Below are 20689 nucleotides of genomic sequence, written 5' to 3' on the forward strand. Positions count from 1 at the left end.
TAGTCCTCTTTTTAGTATATTAATAATGACATTTACCACACTCTAAACCTCCGATTGCATCCACAGTAATTTTGGTTGCATCACCGTATTGTTTTTTCAACTTTTCGTGTAGCTCTGCGTAATATTCTTTGTTATAACCATTATCCATGTCCACCTCAGTTGTACGGTGACATTCGATACACCATCCCATAGTGAAATCGTTGGCCATTTTTACTTCATTCATTTCATCTATGCGACCGTGACATGCAAAACATACCTGATCTGCGCTTCCGATATTAAGCTCTTTTGCGTTAGGAATTGTTCCTTCCTTGATAGCCTTTAAAATTGCTTGTTCTCCCGCAACTACGTGCTGTGCATGTGAAAAATAAACAAAGTCTGGCATATTATGGATACGTACCCATTCGATTGGTTTTTGATTACCTTCGTATTTATTGGTTTCAGGATTCCAACCGATTGCTTTATACATTTTCTGAATTTCTCCTGTATAAAATGCTTTTACATCATCTGCAGACGCAAATTTACCAGAAGTTACCAATTCTTCTTCGTAATAATCCCCACGGTATTCTTTAATTGTTCGATGACAGTTCATACATGTATTTGTTGAAGGAATACCAGATACTTTACCGTATTTTGCAGATGTATGGCAATATTGACAATCAATTCCCTGAATTCCTGCATGAACTTTGTGCGAGAAATAAATTGGCTGCTCTGGCTCATATCCTTTATCTACACCTATCCCCATCAATCCCCAGAAAACGCTATACATTACAACGAATGTAAGAATCACAACCCCTACAAGCCCAACTGCTTTGTATTTTTGCAACACCTCATTAAAAGAGACTGCTTTATTAAGAGTGTCTTCTTCTAAAGTTGTATCACGGGTTTGTTTTACTAAAGCATTAATTCTAAGTAAAATCCAAAACAAAAGAGCTGCCAAAACAACAAACCCAACTGCAACTACACCTGTACTTGCAGAATCCTCCCCTCCTTTTGCAGGAGCATTTGCAGCAGCTGCTGCTTTTTTAGCTTCTTCAAAAGCTGCTTGCCCACCTTCTGGGTCTGATGTATAAGCCAAGATATCATCGATATCTGCCTCACTTAATCCTGGGAAAGCCAACATCTCTTGATTGTTGTATTTTGCAAATATTTCATTTGCATACTTATCCCCCGACTCTCGCAGTGCTTTATTGTCCTTTATCCACGCATGTAACCAATCGGTACCAAGCCCCGCTTGTTCTTGTACACGTTGCACTACATTTCGCATCTCTGGACCAATCATCTCTCCATCTATCTGGTGACATGCTGTACAATTGGTTTGAAACAAATCGTACCCATTAGCAGCGTCACCCTGAGCATTAGCAGTAGAGAAACCGAGCATTATTGCCGCGGCACTCCATAGACGTAACCTTGTTAGAATTCTTGCCTTCATTTACTTATTATAAGTTTCGTTTTTCGTAATTTAATATTTGAACGCTTTATTGTCAACAAAAATAGGGGCAATACTTAAGAAAATCATAAAGAAACTATAATGAACTTTATCACTTAATGTAATTTAAAACTATTCTAAATAAATTCTACATCATAAAAGAATCTACTTTTTAGCTATATTGTTTTCACTATCAAAGCCAAAGATGTATTGCTGATTTTTTTTAGAGTATTTTTGGTTGGTTTAACTTATATTTGTAAAAATACAACTTAATGAAAATAGTGAAAAAGATATTGACTTTTGTTTTTTTGACGATTATTTTTCAAGGAAAAGCTCAAATTAACGTCGATACGGTGAGAATTGAAGATGCAGGTAAAATTTCTATTGAAATGGATCCTGAAATCGCTAAATTTATCAATAACAAAGAAAACACCTCTTGTGCAGTTGTTAGAACCACAACGAAACCTACTACAACTACAACTCGCCCCCGTAACAATCCGAGTGATCCATGCGCCGGAAAAACCCAAATGCCGGGATATAAAATTCAGGTTTATTACTCGAAAAATAGAGCACAGGCCGATAGAGTAAAACGAGAATTTGAGGCGAATTTCCCATCTTTTTCTACCGAAATTGTTTATATGTCACCGGATTATCGAGTTTTGGTTGGTGATTATTTCACGAAAAGTTCTGCTAATACTGATATAAGAAAAATCAAGTCAAAATACAATAGTGCTTTTGCCATTCAGTACAGAATTTTATGTAGAAGAGCAAAGTAAAGTGATGATAGTTTAAACAATTTTTATTTATGCATGACCATTTCTTTTATTAGAAGTAGTTTTTATGTGTCTGTAAAAAGGGCTTTCTACTTTTCTATTGTACATCAATACTTAGAATATCTTTTCATAGACAAATCTTATCATTATCAGGCTACTCTCCTCCTCTTATTTAATAAGCTAATTGTACAAAAAGCAGAAAAATAGTTATTTGATTAGATAAACTATGAGTGATTTTCGAAAACAAAAAAAGCCCGAGTTTCCTCAAGCTTTTTTATCGTCGAAATAAATAGATTATTTAAAATCAACGTCCGAAACATTCTTGTTGAACTCCACTTTGCTTAATTCTATTTTAAAAGTTTGTGGCCCAGATTGGGTTTCGATTGTTGTAGCCATCAACACACCGTCGAATGGTTGATAGTTTTTATACACATTAACGGTTACCATATCTCCTTGCGGTGTTGATGCAACGATTTCTGATTTTGCCAACAATCCAGTTTTCACATCGTAATATTCGGTACGTTTAGCTTCTTTGGTATATACCTTATAGTATTCTACGCCGTTTTCGGTTACAATTCCCTCTACACTTGCTTTGGCAAAGCTGCTCGATAATACTGGAAATAATTGATTATATCCTTTCATCCCATCGATTTGGTCTTTCTGGAAATCTATTTTCTGACCCATTTGGTCTACATAGCCTTTGGCTCCGTCGAAAACAGTTTTTATTTTCATACCCATTATTTCCATCGCGATTGCAGTTTTGTCTGGTAAAGCATATTTTTCTTTGTAATTACCCTCCATCCCCATCAAGCTAATTTTTCCTTCACGGTGTGCGGTTTTCACTTTTTCGATATTTGCTTTTCCTCCTACTGCTTTTATATAGGCATCGGCTATTTGGTGGGTTGTTACTTTTGCATCCTTTTTCATAGTAGACGGATCTGCAATGGGCTCTCCGTACGCATCATAAAAGTTCACAGGGTAGCCTAGTTTTTTCAGTCCCTCACCGATTGTTTCTGCTTTTCCTGTAACAACAATTTTAGCCTGATCTGGACGGAAATATTTTTTTGAAACGCGTAAGACATCATCTACTGTTACGTTATTTATATTTTTGATATAATCGGCGTAGAAGTTGTCATTTAACCCTTCTATTTTTTTTATCAATGCTTGGCTCGCTACAGTTTGTGGTCTTTCTAACGACATGATAAAGTTCCCCAAGAACTTTGCTTTTACGTTTTCCAAAACTTCTTTATCTACTTTTTCCTGAGTCATCGAGCGGATTTCTTTCATCGTTTCGATTACTGCCGAATCGGTTACTTCGTTACGAACGGTAGCATTGGTGAAAAAACGTCCGATATATCGAGAATCAGAAACTCCTCCTCGTGCTCCATATGTCCAACCATGTTTTTCGCGAAGATTCATATTCAATTTCGAATTGAAATCTCCTCCTAAAATAGTTGAAGCAACTTGCACAGCATAATAATCTTTGTCTTTTTTGGTAAGGTTTACCGGATACGTTACAGACACCACCGATTGTACTGCATTTGGCATATTAACGATATCTACTTCTGTTTTCTTCACTTGCTGAACTGATGGTAAATCGGCAATCTTCACCACTCCTTTATGCCAATTAGAAAACAATTTTGTAGTTAGACTTTTAGCCTTATCCGCAGTGATGTCCCCTACAAAAATAAGATACGCATTGTCTGGGCGGTAATAGTTCTTATAAAAATCTTGTACGTCTTTGAGAGTAATTTTTTGAATTTTTTCTGGCGTATCGTACTCGGCAAACGGATGGTTTTTTCCATACGTCAATACATCACGAACACGTGAAGCTGCAGCTTCCACACTTTTTTCATCTGCTTTTAAACCTTCGATATAACGATTTTTGACAGCTTCGAATTCTTTCTGATCAAATTTCGGATTGATTACTCCATCTGCAAAATAACCAAAAACCTCATCGAAATATTTGGTTAATGAAGAAGCACTTCCCCCCTCACTCCAAAAATTTACATTGCCTCCTAATTGCTCTATTTTTTTGTTGTAATCATCCTTAGCAACCTTTTCTGTTCCGGTTCCTAACATACTCCCTAACAAACCATCGACCCCTTTTTTGTCTGCTAGAGTAAAAGGTGTATTATCGATTGTTAACGTTGCACTTACACGTGGTAATTTATGGTTTTCTACAACAATAACAGTGAGCCCGTTGTTGAGCTTAAACTCATGTGATTTCCCTAAATTTATTGTAGGAACTGGCCCTGGTACTGGCATTGGTCGATTGATCTGTCCATTGACAGAAAGAGCAAAAAATGCAAAAGCGAGGGTAAATATTTTTGTATTCATTAGATTTCTTCTTAACTATTTTTTTTCTTTTTGTTCTTTAGCTGATTCTGGTAAATACTGCACTATAACACGCTGGTTCTTACCTAGGTATTTTTTGGCTACGTTACGAATATCTTCTCTAGTGATCGAACGATAAATATCCATTTCTGTATTGATTTTATTGGTATCACCTTGCAACATATAAGCATCCGCTAGTAAGTGAGCTATATTTTCTACGCCTTGCCTTTGAGCTACAAAACTATTCTCGAATGAGTTGAGAAGTTTCTGATAATCCTCTTCAGAAATTAAATTTGTCTGAACGTTTTCAATATCTTTTTGGATATCTTTTTCTAACTGTTCTAATGAAACCTTTCCTTGCGGCAATACGCCAATGGTATAGATTCCATAATCTTCCATTTGACGATTGAAAGCAAATATTTGCAATGCTTCTTTTTTCTCGTCTACATATTTTTTATACAAGACAGAACTTTTTCCTCCCGTTAAATAATTCGACAACATATTCAACGTAAAAGCATCTTTCGATTTATTATCCGACGTACGATAATTGATCGCTAATAAAGGAATTTGAATGTTCGAATCGTATTCTGTTACACGACGCTCTTTGGTAATAGGTTCTTCTTTCGGAAAACTTTTTTTCACCTCTGCTCCACGAGGAATCATGCCAAAATATTTTTCGACCATTTGTTTAGCCTCCTTCATTTTAAAATCCCCTGCTATTACTAACACCGCATTATTCGGTACATAATAGGTACTACTGAAATGCTGGAAATCTTCTAGTTTTGCTCCTTTCAAATCTTCAAAAGAACCGATCACACTCCATCTATATGGATGCTTATCGAAAACATGTGGCGACAGAGCTTCACCGTACATAAAACGTCCGTACGGCTGATTATCTAATCGTTGTCTTTTTTCTTCTTGTACTACTTCTTTTTGGGTATCAACACCAATCTGATTGATAATAGGTTGCAGTAATCTGTCCGATTCCATCCATAAACCTAACTCTAAATTGTTAGACGGAAATGTTTCGTAATAATAAGTACGATCGGTTGTCGTATTGGCATTGTTTTGCCCACCATGCGATGAAACAATTTTGAACCATTCTCCGCGTTTGATATTATGTGTTCCTTCGAATAATAAATGTTCGAAGAAATGGGCAAATCCGGTTTTTCCCTCTTGCTCATCTTTCGAGCCTACGTGATACATAACTCCCGTAGTAACGATAGGTGCTGAATTATCCTGATGTAGAATAACATGTAAACCGTTAGGTAAATCGTACTCTTCAAAGTCGATTTTTTGCCCGAACATCGTTGAGCTTACTAACAGTAAAGACAGTACTAATTTTTTCATTGAGTAATCTATTTTACATAATTTGTCTTACGAAAATACATTTTGTTACAAAGAAATTGTAATTTTCGGAAAAAAAATTCATGAGCCTCGAAGAAGTTATAGGCTATACTGGTGCATTATTTATTGGAATTGTTCTAGGTTTAATGGGCGGTGGAGGATCTATTTTAGCCGTTCCTATCCTGGCCTATTTATTTCATTTCGATGAAAAAGTTGCCACAGCTTATTCATTGTTTATAGTAGGTAGCACAAGTCTAGTTGGCGGCATAAAACAAGCATTAAAAAAAATGGTCGATTGGCGTGCCGTACTCATTTTTGGTCTCCCAGCAGTTATTGGTATTTCTATCATCCGAACATTTGTAGTTCCCAATTTACCCGAAAATTTATTTCATGTTGGCCAATATATAGTCACACGACGCATGGCTATGTTTGGGCTTTTCTCTATTTTGATGCTTTTTGCTGCGTTTTCTTTGCTAAGTGACAATAAAGGCCCTAGAAGAAAACAAAAATCAAAATTTCATCCACTATTATTGTCCGAAGGTTTTTTTATTGGATGCCTCACAGGATTAGTCGGAGCAGGCGGTGGATTTCTTATTGTCCCAGCACTGATGGTTATTGCACAGTTAGATATCAAACATGCTTCTGCAACCTCTTTATTTATCATTTCAATTAATTCTTTGATCGGTTTTTTTATTGGCGATGTACATCATCTTACCATCGATTGGGGCTTCTTACTAGAGTTTGTATTTTTATCGATGATAGGTATTTTATTAGGAACTTTTTTTTCTACCAAAATCTCTACCGAAACCCTAAAAAAAAGTTTTGCTATATTTATCATATTAATGGCTATCTTTATCTTTTTAGAAGAATTTATCCTTTAAAAAAAGTGAAAAATGAAAGCCTACAGAGCTGAATATTGGGATCAACGTTACCAAAACAAACAAACCGGCTGGGACGCTCAAGAAGTGACCACACCGATTAAAGAATACATCGATCAACTCGAAGATAAATCTCTCGAGATTCTAATTCCTGGATGCGGCAATGCACATGAAGCTGAATATTTACTAACTAAAGGCTTCCGAAACATTACGATTTTGGATTATGCGCCAACGGTTGTAGAAAAATTACAAGAAAAATATAAAGACCGAAAAGAAATAAAAATAACCTGCCAAGATTTTTTTCAACATACCAACCAATACGATTTGGTTCTTGAACAAACTTTTTTTTGTGCATTACTCCCTTCACAAAGAGAAGATTATGCGCAGCATATGCATAAAATTATTCTTCCGAATGGTCGATTGGTAGGAGTTTTGTTTAATAAACATTTCGGGAGTAACAATCCACCGTTCGGAGGCTCATTAGATGAATATAAAAAATTATTTCAACCATATTTTCAGATTCAGACAATGGAAAAATGCTATAATTCTATTCCACCCCGTCAGGATTCTGAAATTTTCATAAATTTGCAAAATAAATCGTAAACGATGAAAATAGAACAACTTTACACCGGATGTTTGGCTCAAGGAGCTTATTACATCGAGTCGAAAGGCGAAGCCGCCATCATCGATCCGCTACGCGAAACTCAATCATACGTTGATAAAGCAGAAAAAAATAATGCCAAAATAAAATATATATTCGAAACGCATTTTCATGCAGATTTCGTATCTGGCCATGTAGATTTAGCGAAAAAAACCAATGCGAAAATTATATTCGGCCCTACTGCTAAACCAATTTTCGATGCTCATATTGCTCAGGATGGCGAAGTGTTTTCTATTGGTGATATTACCATTACGGCGATTCATACGCCAGGTCATACCTTAGAAAGTACCACTTATTTGCTGAAAGATGAGAATGGAAAAGATTATGCAATCTTCACCGGAGACACTCTTTTTATCGGTGATGTTGGTCGTCCAGATTTGGCACAAAAATTAAACAACGACCTTACACAAGAGAAATTAGCCGGTATGTTGTACGATTCTCTACACAATAAGATTCTACCGTTGGCAGACGATGTAATTGTTTATCCTGCACATGGTGCTGGCTCGGCTTGTGGTAAAAATATGAGCAAAGAAACTTTCGATACCTTAGGCAATCAGAAAGTAAAAAATTATGGTTTGGATGTGAACATGAGCAAAGAAGATTTCATTCAGAAACTTACTGAGGGTTTATTACCGCCACCTGCCTATTTCCCAGAAAACGTTCGTATGAATATCGAAGGATATGATACGTTTGACCAAGTGATGAACCGTAGTAAAAAAGCGCTTTCGGTAGAAGAATTCGAAACTATAGCAAATGAAACCTCTGCACTATTGCTCGATGTTCGTGACCCGCAAGTCTTTGCTAAAGGTTTTATACCAAACTCTATCAACATCGGTCTTGGTGGACAATTCGCACCGTGGGTCGGGACGTTGATAGCCGACATCCAACAACCTATCTTGTTAATTGCAGAAACGGGCAAAGAAGAGGAAGCAATTACTCGTTTAGCACGAGTAGGCTACGACCATGCAATTGGCTATTTAGACGGCGGATTTGACGCTTGGAAAGAAGCTGAAAAAGAATACGATGAGATTGTCTCTATTTCTGTAGATGAGTTTGTAGATTTGGTAAACGAAGGTGAATTGAAAGTTTTGGATGTACGTCGTCCAGGTGAGTATAATGCTGCACATGTTGACAATGCAATTCATGCTCCATTAGACTTTATCAATGAAAGTATGTTGGCTATTGATCCAGAAGAGACTTATTTAGTTCATTGTGCAGGAGGCTACCGTTCGATGATTTTTACTTCGATCTTGCGTGCAAGAGGTTATGAAAACTTGATTGATGTTTCTGGTGGATTCAACAAAATAAAGGAGCAAAAAAACGTTCCTTTAGTTACAGGAAACTGTTCTCTATCTAAGTAAAATCTAATTAATATTCATAAAAAATCAGCACAAGATTGTGCTGATTTTCTTTTTCAATAAACATACAACGAATATTATAACGTTGAAAACTTCTACTCTTTTCTTTTCTTTCTTTGATAATTGTTTTTAAATCTCTTGTGGTTCTTGTGCCGGTAGATTTTGTTTTTCTTCTTGTTTTTTCATTATTTTTTTTACAACCAAACCTACACCAATTCCGACAATCGCTCCATAAATTGAACGTTTACCCAAAAATCGAGCGATACTAACTCCTGTTGTTGCTGCTGCTGCCAAAGGTGCTAAGGTTTTATCCTCTCTAGTTCCTAGTTTCTTGATTATTGTTGATAGCATATTTTTGTTTTTTCTAATTACTTTTTTCTAGTTATAAAATGATAAACAAATTTCAAACCAAAAAATATTATTCTAGCTTTAATAAATCAACTTTGAGTGTATTAACTGATTTGTGACCAAGCAATTTTATCTTTATGATGCGCTAAAAAATATTTTTTTATAGGAAGATTTTCGGATTTCTCTAATCGAGGATCTTCTTTCAATAATCGATCTGCAGCTTGTCTCGACCATTCGATTAATTGTCGATCTTTGGTTAAACTGGCCAATTTGAAGTCGAGTACTCCGCTTTGTTGTGTCCCCATCAAATCTCCTGGTCCTCGAAGCTGTAAATCTACTTCTGCTATCTGAAACCCATCATTTGTCTGGCACATGGTACTTATCCGTTGATAAGACGTTTCGTTGAGTTGCCCATGCGTCATCAAAATACAATAACTTTGTTCTGCTCCACGGCCAACTCGTCCGCGTAACTGATGCAATTGTGATAAACCAAAACGCTCGGCATTTTCAATTACCATTACCGAAGCATTTGGCACATTAACCCCTACTTCTATAACCGTAGTGGCTACCAAAATGTGAGTTTCCCCTTTTATGAAACGCTGCATTTCATAGTCTTTTTCTGCAGGCTTTTGCCGCCCATGCACGATACCGACAGCATATTTTGGCAATGGAAATTCTCTAGTGATACTCTCATATCCATCCATTAAATCTTTAAGCTCTAGTTTTTTAGACTCTTCAATCAATGGATAAACTATGTATACCTGCCGACCTTTATCGATTTCTTTTTTTAGAAAATGAAAAAGCTGTAATCGATGTGCGTCAGTTTTGTGTATAGTCTGAATTGGTTTTCTACCTTTTGGCAACTCATCGATAACCGAAATATCCAAATCACCGTATAAACTCATAGCAAGAGTTCGTGGAATCGGTGTGGCTGTCATCACCAAAATATGCGGAGGTTGTTTTGCTTTTCGCCAAAATTTGGCCCGTTGCGCTACTCCGAACCGATGCTGTTCATCGATAATAGCCAAACCTATATTATTAAATTGCACTGTATCTTCTAGAATTGCATGCGTACCAATCAAGATATTAATCTCGCCCGAAAGCAATCCTTCGTGGATTGGTTGTCGTTGTGATTTGGTTGTGGAACCAGTTATCAGGGCTACTTTGACATCTAAATCTCCTAAATATTCTACGACACTCTGATAATGTTGTTGTGCCAAAATTTCGGTAGGAGCTATTAATGTTGCTTGAAAGTTATTATCGATTGCCAGTAACATGCTTAATAAAGCTACCATTGTTTTTCCACTCCCCACGTCGCCTTGCAAAAGACGATTCATTTGCTTATGCTGACGCAAATCTCTATATATTTCTTTTACTACACGTTTCTGTGCATTTGTTAATTCGAACGGAATATAATTATTATAAAAAGTATTGAAGTATTCACCAACTCTAGGAAAAGCTTGACTTTTATTAATTTGTTGATGTCCAATTTTTTTTACGAACATGCTCAATTGAAAGAAAAAAAATTCTTCAAATTTTAATCTGAATTCTGCTTGTCTGAGTTCTTCTGCATTTTTCGGAAAATGAATTTGTGCATATGCTTTCGCACGAGAGATAAGTTTTAATTGATCAACCAAAGAAGTTGATAAATTTTCTTCTATCATTATTGACTCCTGAAAGAGTTGGAGAATAATTTTCTGCATCATACGATTGGTAATCCCTTTTTTTGCCAAAAGTTCGGTACTCGGGTATACTGGGAATAAACCCAACGGCATTGTTTTGGCGTTTTCTGCATCTTCTATTTCGGGATGTACCATACTAAATACCGAGTTGAAAAGATTTGGTTTACCATAAATCAGAATCGGTTGATGCAACTCTTTCTGAAATTTCTCTACTTGCCATTTGGTAAACTTAAACCAAACCAACTCCATTTGTCCTGTATCATCTATGAATTTTGCTACCAAGCGTTTTTTCTTGCCCGAGGTTATCGTTTCTAAACTTACCATTTTACCAATCAATTGTACCTCTGCCATGGTCGGGACTAATTCTTTTATTTTATAGAAACGCGATCTATCTACATACCGAAAAGGAAAATGATTTAATAAATCTTCATACCGAAATATTTGCAACTCTTTTTGTAACAATTTAGCCCTTTCTGGTCCTACGCCTTTTAGATATTCGATAGGGGTTTTTATTTTCGATGAATACATGGGGTTCTTTTCTGCAACTAATTTACGGAATAAAAAAGAATCCATGAAAACCACTCAAATTCTGTATATTTGTTTACATTAATGACAAAGATTACATTTATGCTCAATTTAGAAACGTATTTCAAGAAAGGCATCAGCTACGAATCGTATATCGAAAAAACAGAAAATCAATTAGAAGAAGAAGTAGAAAATGGTGATCCGAAAGAGTTTGTACAGCATTATTCGATGGGCTTACAACGCATGAATCGGATTACAAAATCCTTTCAGTTCTCGGATATTTCGCTTGCAGAAATAGAAAAAGCAAGTTTAGACAAATCGATTCGATTGCTCACCATTACTGAAGGTTGGTGCGGAGATGCGTCACAGATTGTCCCAGTTGTTCATCTTTTAGCCGAAAAATTAGGTATAGAAAATCGCTATATTTCTCGTGATGAAAATCTAGAATTAATCGAAAGATATAAAACAAATGGTGCACTTTCTATTCCGATTGTATTAGGTATCGACTCAGAAGGGAAAGAACTTTTTCATTATGGTCCTCGCCCACAAAAAGGAATGGAGTTGCTAAAAAAATTCAAAGAAAATCCCGATAAATATTCTAAAGACGAATTTCATGCCGACTTACAGAAATTTTACAATACCAATAAGGGAGAAGATATCATCCACGAACTTTTAAGTCTAATGAACGCATGAATAAAAAAAGATTATTTTTTTTAGGTTTTTTTGTGGTTTTTATTGCAGCTATTTTTTATACCCCAATTGGTAAATTTATCCAAGACAAACTAGAAGATAAATCGCATGTTGCGGGTATAAAAATTTTGAATGAAGAGGACTATAATATTGATTTGAAAGGCTACAATGGTGCCTTAGATGAGAATTTACAATCTGCCAAAAATAGTGGACAAGTTGTCTTGATAAATTTTTGGGGCAGTTGGTGTCCTCCTTGTGTTAAGGAAATGCCGAGTTTACAAGAATTGTACAACACACATCATGAAAAGGTGAAATTTATTTTTATTGCGATTCAAGATAAACCGAACGACATCATCAATTTTGCAAAGAAACACGAGCTTACTTTACCGCTTTATGAGCCTATTAGTCCGATATCGGTTGCCATGATGCCAAAAGTTTTTCCGACGACTTATATCCTCAATAAAAAAGGAGAAATCGTTTTGCACGAAAATAAAACCAGAGATTGGAATGATCAAGAAATCAATGCATTATTAGAAAAATTAATTAAAGAATGATTGGTTAAAATATCCTACAATTCTATAAAAAACGCAACAGAATATTCAATTCAGTTGCGTTTTTTTCTTAGGAATAATTATATTTATCTGTTAACAATCTGCAATATTCACCGCTACTGCAAGTCCACCTTCTGATGTTTCTTTGTATTTATTGTTCATATCTTTTGCGGTTTCCCACATCGTTTTCACCACATCGTCTAAGGTAACCTTCACTTCTTTTGGGTTAGTTTCTAAAGCAAGTTCTGCTGCATTTATTGCTTTGATAGCACCCATCGCGTTACGTTCTATACAAGGGACTTGCACCAAGCCCGCTATCGGGTCGCATGTAAGCCCTAGATGATGCTCCATGGCAATTTCTGCTGCAATGGTTACTTGTTCGGGTGTACCTCCTAACAATTCGCATAGGGCTCCGGCTGCCATAGCAGAGGAAACACCAATCTCGGCCTGACAACCACCCATTGCAGCAGAAATGGTTGCACCTTTCTTGAAAATACTTCCGATTACGCCAGCAACCATCAAGAATTGCTTTATTTCTTTTTCACCCGCCTTATGATTATCTATCGTGAGATAATACATGAGAACTGCTGGAATTACGCCTGCACTACCGTTGGTTGGCGCAGTAACCACTCGCCCAAGAGAAGCATTAACCTCATTTACTGCCAAAGCATAACAACTTACCCACTTGAAGATTTCTCGAAAAGCAATTTTCGTTTTTCTGATTGAATTAATCCACTCGTTATGGGTTTGATAAGGGATTGCCGCTTTTAGCTTTTGATACAAATCGTACGCTCTTCTTCTTACATTTAACCCGCCAGGAAGGACTCCTTCTGTATGACATCCGATATACATGCATTCGAGCATAGTGTTCCATACACGCATCAATTCGGCATCTATTTCTTGGTCTGTCCTTTGTGTTCGTTCATTTTCTCTCATCAATTCAGAAATGGACAATCCAGAACTATCACAATGTCTTAATAATTCTTCGGATGTATTAAATTGATAAGGATAAGCGCAAATCATATCGGTAGTAGAATCTTCGTCGCCTTTATTAATAAAACCTCCTCCTATTGAAAAGAATGTTGAATCGTATTTTTCTTTCTCAGAAAAATAAGCTGTAAACATCATTCCATTTGGATGAAAATCTAAAAATTCTCGGTTGAAAATTATATCCTTATCAAAATCAAAAGGAATATTTTTCTCTTGATTTAAGTATAATTGATGTGTTGTTTTAATTGTCTGAATCGTAGCTTGAATATCTTCTACTGGGATATATTCGGGATCTGCTCCCGTTAACCCCAAAAGTACGGCAAAATCGGTTGCGTGGCCTTTACCTGTAAGAGAAAGAGATCCGTACAAATTGATAATGATTTTTTGTACTTGGGTTAGTTTATTCATTTCTTGTAATTCTACAAGAAAAGCCTGGGCTGCACGCCATGGTCCCAAAGTATGAGAAGAGGAAGGTCCCACCCCTATTTTCAGCATATCGAATACCGAGATACAATCCATAATAATTGATAAATTGTCTGATTGATGATTATTTATTCTTACTCAAATATATTCTATTTTCCTAATATATTGCACTACTTGTATCTCAAGAAACTATTATTTTTTTTCATGAGCTGGATGTTTTGATTTTAATCAAACTCTTTCCAATGTGGATAAAGGATTGCAAGACCGTATCCTACAAAAAAGAATAAACTAAAAAGTGTATAAAGTGTTCCGTCTGGCATAAATTCTGGCTGGAGGCAGGCTGCAATAAACAAAGATCCTAACAATAAAAAGACTCCTATTTTCTTGTAAAAATATAGTAATACGACACCGATTACTGATATTACCGAAAATATTATAGTTGTTATCGGATACCATGATGGCATTTCTGGGGCATCATTATTAAGAAATGTTCGGAATAAATAATCTTGTGTGCGATAGAGTTCTATCCCTCGATAAAGTAAGCTAAGTACTAGTATAGCCATGATGACAACTAGTAAATTAAACCAAAAAGTTCTTTTTTGTTTTTTCATATTTATAATTTTTTCTAAAATAGGAAATCGTATCCTTTTAAGCTTAATTTTTCAAATTTTTCTTCATCAAAACGATACAGTTTAGCCACTTTTCGGTATTCCTTTGGGTCGGTCGTGTTGCCTGTTTCGATAATCAAATTAGAGTTGAATATTTTTTTTCTAAAGTTACGTTTGTCTAATTCCCGATCCAGTGCTTTCTCGTATAGGCTTTGTAGTTGAGCAATGGTAAATTCTTTTGGTAAAAGATGAAACCCAATCGGACGACGTTTCACTCTTCTTTTTACACGTTCTTTGGCATAAGAGATAATTTCGTTATGGTCGAATGCTAGGTCTGGGATTTCATTATACTTCACCCACAAACCGTTACGTTTCTCTGCCTCTTTTTCTATCTCTGGTGTTAGCTTTACCAATGCATAATACGCTACATTTACTACACGACCGAGTGGATTACGAAAAACCTTCACAAATGCTTTCAGCTGTTCTACATAGATATTTTTGTCGTCTATGCCTATATTTTCTTTTAGCATGGTTTGCACAACGCACTCGTTGCTTGTATCGGGAGCTACATATTTACTAGGTATTGTTAAAGCACCACGATAGGGATCATCTTTTTTTCGATAGATAAGTATTTTTAGTTCTTCTCCATCAAAACCAAACAAAACCAAGCCTGAGCACAAAGCAACATTGAAATATAACTCTTTTTCTTGAGGAGTCATTTTTTTTACTTTTTACTCACTTATAATTTGTTGGTTAAGTTACTGAAATATTGAATGTAACAAGCGATTTTTATCGTTAAAAGATTCTTCTAATGAAATAGTAGATTCTGTCCTAAGAACATCGTCTATCTGATCGATACGATAGATTACCTCTTTGGCATGTGATGTGTCTCTTGCACGAATTTTACAGAAAATATTATATTTCCCAGAAACTACATGTACCACCGTAACGTTAGGTATTTTGTACAACTCATCGATAACGTGCTGTGTTTTATTGGTTTTTGTAAGTAGAATCCCAACATATGCAACAAACCGATAGCCCATTTTTTCGTAATTAATCACCAAAGTAGAACCTTTGATAATTCCAGCGTCTTCTAATTTTTTTACCCGTACATGAATGGTACCTGCTGACACATTCATCTTTTTAGCTATTTCAGTAAACGGAATACGAGTATTATCGATTAGATACATGAGAATTTTTTTGTCGATTTCATCAATTATATAATTCATCTTAGTATTTTTTGTTAAAAAATGTTAATTCTGTAATTTATACTTCAATTTTTAGCAAAATTATAAATTATCATAACATTTCTCCAAAAAAAATTTAATGATATATATAATATTTTAGCTTTGTTTCAAATATTTTGGATAGTGTTTTCACTTTTGTTTGTTTGCGAGAGTTTATTGCCGAAATGCAATAAACTCTTTTCTTTCTAATGAAGTTTTTTTTACTTCTTATTGTTTTAGAAACGAACCAATCCTCTACGTTTTTTCACTTTATTTTCGATGATTTGTTGATCGCTCACTGGTTGAGCAAAACTTACAGGATTTGGTTTTATCTGCATTGTATCTAGTTGGAATTTTTCTTTGACCGAATCTGAAGGTTCGAGATTACTATTTGGTTTTACTCTTTTCACAGGACCAATTTGCATCGCAATAGAGTCTTTTGTAGTTCTTTTGTCTTTTATTTTTCTGAATATTTCTTCAATATTGTTGAATGATGTATTGTAACTCAATCCAGCTCCGAAACTTTGGTTGAGTTGATTTACATTGCCTGCCTGTATACCGAAAGTTGTAGGACGCGTAAAGACATTGATTAAAAATCCACCATTATTCATCCGTGAAATATCATATTGAATATTCAGATTACCATCAAAATTTTCTTGGTATTCATTGGTCACAGCCATACCATAGGATCCTGTAACACGTAAGCGATTATTAATTTGGTAGGATAAAGAATAACGTAATTTGTCGTTGGTAGAGCTTCCGTCACTTCCCTGAATATATTGTACATCGAGATCAACACCTTCCATAAGAGAGCTCAATGCACCTGCTACAGCCGATAAGCCAATATCTGCTGCACCCGATGCCAAACCTCCTTGCAGACTAGAAGAAAGTGTTGCAGTATCACCAAATTTTCCGGTCATAAGGATATACACGAATTGCATGGTTTTTTCATCTTGATTATTAAGTTTTGCAGCAAGCTGTGCATTCATGTCCGAGCTGGCTCTCGGAATTTCTATATCATAAGTAATTACAGGTGCTTTCAGATTTTCTTTGATATTAATAATTAGCTCTCCATCATACAGTTGAGAAGAACCTGCGCCTGCCAAATACTCTCCCACATTGGATATGGTTCTAGTGTATACTGCTGTTATATTAAGTTCTGCATCCAATGGATCTCCTGAGAAATCGATACTACTACCTTTACGGATACTAAAGTCTTTGTTCAACAACGGGATTCCAGACTGGCGGAAGTTATAAGTACCCGATTCTATATTATAATTTCCTGTAATTGACAAACCAGAATTATCCATATGAATGTTGAGATTTTCTGCTGTTCCACGAGCTGATGCCATGTCGTTGGTGGCCGCATCTAAAATGAGATTCATTTTTGCTGTAGGATATGCATTTACGGTTATATCTACGGTCATCCCCTTCGGGTTGGTCCGTAGGGTATCATCTTCTAATTTTTCTTGATTAGGAACAAAACGAACCAATTGTTTTTCAGATTCTATAATGGTTCCACTTGTATTGATGGTTAGTTGAGAGTTGTCTTTTACATCAGCTCGTGCTACAATATCTAATCCTTGTACTGGCCCGAAGATATCAAAATATCCGTCGACAAATACTCGCCCGTAAAAGAGTTCATTATCTTTTGCTGTGGTGTTCATTACCAACAAATTGTTCGAAGTAAACGATAAGTTGAGGAACCATTCTGAGAAATCTCTAAAGAGTATTGTTCCATCTACCAAACCTTTTGTTTTGTAAAAAGTATCGGTAAATATTAAATTGTCTAGTATGATTGTTCCTTGGCTTCCACCAATTTTATTGACATGAATGTCATTCACGCCGCTGAATAGATAATCAACCCCGAGATAATTAAACTTAAAGCCTAAATCTCTAACGGCCATATCACCACTGAAATTAGGTTGAGTTATTTTACCATCAAAATGAACTTCTCCTGATATTGTTCCGCGCATATTCGAAAAAACTTCGGATAAGAAACCTTCGACAAAACCTACATTGAAATCATCGAAGTTGGCAACCATATTTACTTCTGGTGTTTCAGGGTTATTATCTATAAAGCCATTCATATAAAGCGATTGTACCAATCCTTGATCTAGGGACAACTCTACATCAAAAACATTTTGTACATTGTTATACCCTCCATTTAAGGCGAGGTTTCCTAACTCGAATTCATTGAGTTCTAGTTGATCGATTGTCATTGCTAAGGTAGGTTTTAGTTCGGCCGCGTTGCGTATTACATGCACTTCTCCATTTGCAACTCCGTCTACACTTAGTCCTTTTAGTAAACTGCTCGGGATCAACTTAGAAAGGACAATCTTCTCGAACATTCCATCGAATTTGTAATCTTTCGCATCATTATAAAAACCACTGACTACCAATTGCTGATCCTCATGATTCAACGAAATATCTTCTACTCTCATCTTTTTTGTATTCATATCGATGATGAGTTTATTGGTGTCGGTAGAATTGTCTTTGTTGATGGTCCAAATAGTTTTATCTAGATTGAAAGTTGACGAGGCAAAACCAAATTCCATCGTGTGATTATTTCTCATGGTATGGAAAAGGTTGAGGTCAAACTTCATTAAATTTTCGTCTTTCCCGATATTAAAATCGGTATGAATCATTAACGAATCGTTTTTAGGCAACGAGTTGATATTGATTTCTCTGATCGCGACTGTATTCACCAACAAACTATCTACTCTTCCATTTGTTTTATTGTTTTCTGTTGTGGTATCGAAATTGACCAATGCATTATATGCTCGGATATTTCCGTAGGCAACACCTGGTGTGTCGAGATTTGCTCGGAAAGAGTTTTCGTTGGTATTGATATAAGCTTTTAAAAAGGTTTCTGGTTCAATAACAATATCTGGATTGAAATATGCCAAAATATTCTGATGCACCACCACATCTACCGTAAATTCTTGATGAGGTGAAACTTTTTTATGTCTGAAAGATGGTACTACCGAGACTAGGCTATTGTTGACTGCATCGGCAATCTCACTTACCACAAAACGCCCTGTAATTTCTGCTTCTACGTAGTCTGGAACATTGGCTCGTATGGTTTTTATGCCATTGGATAGTTCAGAAGTTAATTCTGCAAAAGCTATAGTTAGAGTGTCTTTTTTCGAGTGATAGTAAACGTTTTTCAGCGTGAGTTGTCCTAGAAAATCGTCCAAATTAGATACTTGAAAATCGCCAGTGATTTTCCCTCTTATTTTTGCTCCTAAATTTTTCGTCAAACCTAAATAATCCAAATCAATATAATTCAAATCCGAACTAAAATTCAATCGATATGGTTTATCTCTGAAGGCTACTTTTCCATCAAAATTGGCTTTCAATCTTGGATCGTTGATATAGAATTTTCCGTTATAGGTATAATTTTCGAGCAAACCATCGATTGCCATATTCTGATAACGTTTGCCCATCAAATCCATATAATCAAGATTTCCGTCTACCTCGAGATGTATGGTGTTGAGGTCTGTTCCTCGCCCATTGAACGTGAGATGTCCACTTACTAACCCCAAATCTTTTACTTCAGTTATCGCTCGTAAATCTAAATTTTTAGCATCGAGAAGACCTTTGTAACGCATAATTTTGGGCTGTGTATATTGCTGGAAAAGAGCATTGACTTTTGCTTGCCCCAAGGAAGTTAACAAATTTCCTTTTACTGCAATTTCTTGATTATCAAGTACTAAATCTCCTTGATAATTCATGGTACCAAAACGCTGAATAAAAACCGGGAGTTTAGTCGATATAAATGTAGGTAAAAGATTTCGAAGATTTCGATAGGATGTTTTGATTCTCAATGCGTTGCTAAACATTCGCAAATCATCATTCAGCATTCCGCTAAGCTGTAATTTCTGTGCAGCAATGTAGTTTTCTTGCCCAGATAATTCGAAGTTTTTCAAATTTAGAGCATTCAAAGGTCCATAAATTTCACCGTAAACATTGACAGAGGAATTCTTATCAAAATTATCTGCAAAATACCGAATATCCTTAAAATTAATTACTGAAGGATTGTCTATTCTTGCCTCCCAAATCACCTTATTAGCAAAATCACTAAAAGCATTTTTCTCGGCGGTATTCAGTACCAAATCACCTTGCAAATTGCTGTCTTCGGTCTGTAAATGTAGTTGAGTAACCCGAATTTCTTTCTCATTATAATGTGCTATTCCCGATAGATTACGTACAACATACTGCTCTCCTTTTCGTTGAGTTTCGAAAGCTATTTTTCTGATATCAGCATTCAAATCATCATTAATCAATGAAAAATCGCGCACATCGAGTTGAAGTTTTTTGGCATCTAACCAAACTTGTTGTCTGTCTTCTAAATTTTCGTTTTTTATTAATAATTGACCGTCATGTATAAGGAAGTTTCCTTTTAGCGTAAATGGTGAAGGATCTTTTTCTTCTTTACTTGCGAAGTTTTTTACAAATTTGATAAAGTTAGCAATGCTATCATTCTTATATGTGATGATCTGCAACTGCGGCTCATGAAGTTCGATTTCTTTCAGATCTATTTTGTCCGTTCCGTTGATTAAAGACCAAATCCGAAAACTGGTTTCTAATTCTTTTACCCGAATAAACTCTAGTCCATGGTCATCTTTTGTCGCTAAACCATAAAGATGTATCCTCCCGAAGAAATTGATATGAACTTTCTCTACCGAAATCTCTGTGTTGAAGGTTTTATTTAAAGATTTTACAGCCTTATGCGCTGCCCATGTTTGTACTGCAGGGATCTGAATAGCAACCGTTAAGCACAAAAGTGATGTGAGAACTATTATTATCCCGACTAAAATTACCCTTCCTATACGTCTTATTATTTTCAATCCTTTTTTATTA

At 35.7% G+C, this 20689-nt stretch carries 16 protein-coding genes; 6 read left to right on the forward strand and 10 right to left on the reverse strand.

Features of this window, described 5'->3' with window-relative positions:
• Positions 1-19: 19 nt before the first annotated feature.
• The gene (locus HMPREF2660_RS08875; RefSeq protein ID WP_070486808.1) at positions 20-1429 is read right to left on the reverse strand and encodes a c-type cytochrome; all 1410 of its coding nucleotides are present in this window, start codon (positions 1427-1429) and stop codon (positions 20-22) included.
• Positions 1430-1698: 269 nt separating this feature from the next.
• On the opposite strand from HMPREF2660_RS08875, the gene HMPREF2660_RS08880 reads away from it, so the two are divergent.
• Positions 1699-2202, forward strand: coding sequence for an SPOR domain-containing protein (locus HMPREF2660_RS08880; RefSeq protein WP_013598823.1), 504 nt, complete (start codon positions 1699-1701; stop codon positions 2200-2202).
• Positions 2203-2493: 291 nt separating this feature from the next.
• Here HMPREF2660_RS08880 and HMPREF2660_RS08885 read toward each other — a convergent pair whose 3' ends face one another.
• On the reverse strand, positions 2494-4539 hold the full coding sequence (locus tag HMPREF2660_RS08885) for a M16 family metallopeptidase (RefSeq protein ID WP_070486809.1): 2046 nt from the start codon (positions 4537-4539) through the stop codon (positions 2494-2496).
• A gap of 15 nt (positions 4540-4554) precedes the next feature.
• The gene (locus HMPREF2660_RS08890; protein ID WP_070486811.1) at positions 4555-5886 is read right to left on the reverse strand and encodes a M16 family metallopeptidase; all 1332 of its coding nucleotides are present in this window, start codon (positions 5884-5886) and stop codon (positions 4555-4557) included.
• Between the two features lie 80 nt (positions 5887-5966).
• Between HMPREF2660_RS08890 and HMPREF2660_RS08895 the strand changes: the two genes are divergently transcribed.
• The 3 genes from HMPREF2660_RS08895 to HMPREF2660_RS08905 are packed head-to-tail and all read left to right on the forward strand — an operon-like array spanning position 5967 to position 8783.
• Entirely contained in the window at positions 5967-6764 is a 798-nt protein-coding gene (locus HMPREF2660_RS08895) for a sulfite exporter TauE/SafE family protein (RefSeq protein WP_013598819.1), read from the forward strand.
• 12 nt (positions 6765-6776) lie between these two features.
• Entirely contained in the window at positions 6777-7364 is a 588-nt protein-coding gene (locus HMPREF2660_RS08900; protein WP_070486812.1) for a methyltransferase domain-containing protein, read from the forward strand.
• Between the two features lie 3 nt (positions 7365-7367).
• Positions 7368-8783, forward strand: coding sequence for an MBL fold metallo-hydrolase (locus HMPREF2660_RS08905; protein WP_070486814.1), 1416 nt, complete (start codon positions 7368-7370; stop codon positions 8781-8783).
• Between the two features lie 126 nt (positions 8784-8909).
• Here HMPREF2660_RS08905 and HMPREF2660_RS08910 read toward each other — a convergent pair whose 3' ends face one another.
• Both HMPREF2660_RS08910 and recG read right to left on the reverse strand, forming a co-directional pair.
• A complete protein-coding gene (locus HMPREF2660_RS08910; protein ID WP_070486820.1) occupies positions 8910-9131 on the reverse strand; it encodes a hypothetical protein in 222 nt (73 codons plus the stop codon).
• A 101-nt stretch (positions 9132-9232) separates the two neighbouring features.
• On the reverse strand, positions 9233-11338 hold the full coding sequence (gene recG, locus HMPREF2660_RS08915; RefSeq protein ID WP_070486849.1) for an ATP-dependent DNA helicase RecG: 2106 nt from the start codon (positions 11336-11338) through the stop codon (positions 9233-9235).
• A 99-nt stretch (positions 11339-11437) separates the two neighbouring features.
• Here recG and HMPREF2660_RS08920 point away from each other — a divergent pair, with 99 nt between their 5' ends.
• Together HMPREF2660_RS08920 and HMPREF2660_RS08925 are read left to right on the forward strand one after the other, a co-directional pair.
• The gene (locus HMPREF2660_RS08920) at positions 11438-12028 is read left to right on the forward strand and encodes a thioredoxin family protein (protein ID WP_070486821.1); all 591 of its coding nucleotides are present in this window, start codon (positions 11438-11440) and stop codon (positions 12026-12028) included.
• Complete coding sequence (locus tag HMPREF2660_RS08925; RefSeq protein WP_013598813.1) at positions 12025-12579, forward strand: TlpA family protein disulfide reductase; 555 nt, start codon at positions 12025-12027, stop codon at positions 12577-12579. Before HMPREF2660_RS08920 ends, HMPREF2660_RS08925 begins: the two co-directional genes overlap by 4 nt.
• Before the next feature lie 90 nt (positions 12580-12669).
• On the opposite strand, the gene HMPREF2660_RS08930 is transcribed toward HMPREF2660_RS08925, so the two are convergent.
• The 5 genes from HMPREF2660_RS08930 to HMPREF2660_RS08950 form a co-directional block, all read right to left on the reverse strand.
• Entirely contained in the window at positions 12670-14085 is a 1416-nt protein-coding gene (locus HMPREF2660_RS08930) for an L-serine ammonia-lyase (RefSeq protein ID WP_070486823.1), read from the reverse strand.
• Between the two features lie 128 nt (positions 14086-14213).
• Positions 14214-14600, reverse strand: coding sequence for a hypothetical protein (locus HMPREF2660_RS08935; protein ID WP_013598811.1), 387 nt, complete (start codon positions 14598-14600; stop codon positions 14214-14216).
• Positions 14601-14614: 14 nt separating this feature from the next.
• Complete coding sequence (locus HMPREF2660_RS08940; RefSeq protein WP_013598810.1) at positions 14615-15316, reverse strand: NUDIX hydrolase; 702 nt, start codon at positions 15314-15316, stop codon at positions 14615-14617.
• 39 nt (positions 15317-15355) lie between these two features.
• Positions 15356-15826, reverse strand: coding sequence for an Lrp/AsnC family transcriptional regulator (locus HMPREF2660_RS08945; protein ID WP_013598809.1), 471 nt, complete (start codon positions 15824-15826; stop codon positions 15356-15358).
• Positions 15827-16059: 233 nt separating this feature from the next.
• The gene (locus tag HMPREF2660_RS08950) at positions 16060-20676 is read right to left on the reverse strand and encodes a translocation/assembly module TamB domain-containing protein (RefSeq protein ID WP_141743585.1); all 4617 of its coding nucleotides are present in this window, start codon (positions 20674-20676) and stop codon (positions 16060-16062) included.
• Positions 20677-20689: the final 13 nt, after the last annotated feature.

Source organism: Weeksella sp. HMSC059D05 (genome assembly GCF_001809725.1).
GTDB classification, from domain to species: domain Bacteria; phylum Bacteroidota; class Bacteroidia; order Flavobacteriales; family Weeksellaceae; genus Weeksella; species Weeksella virosa.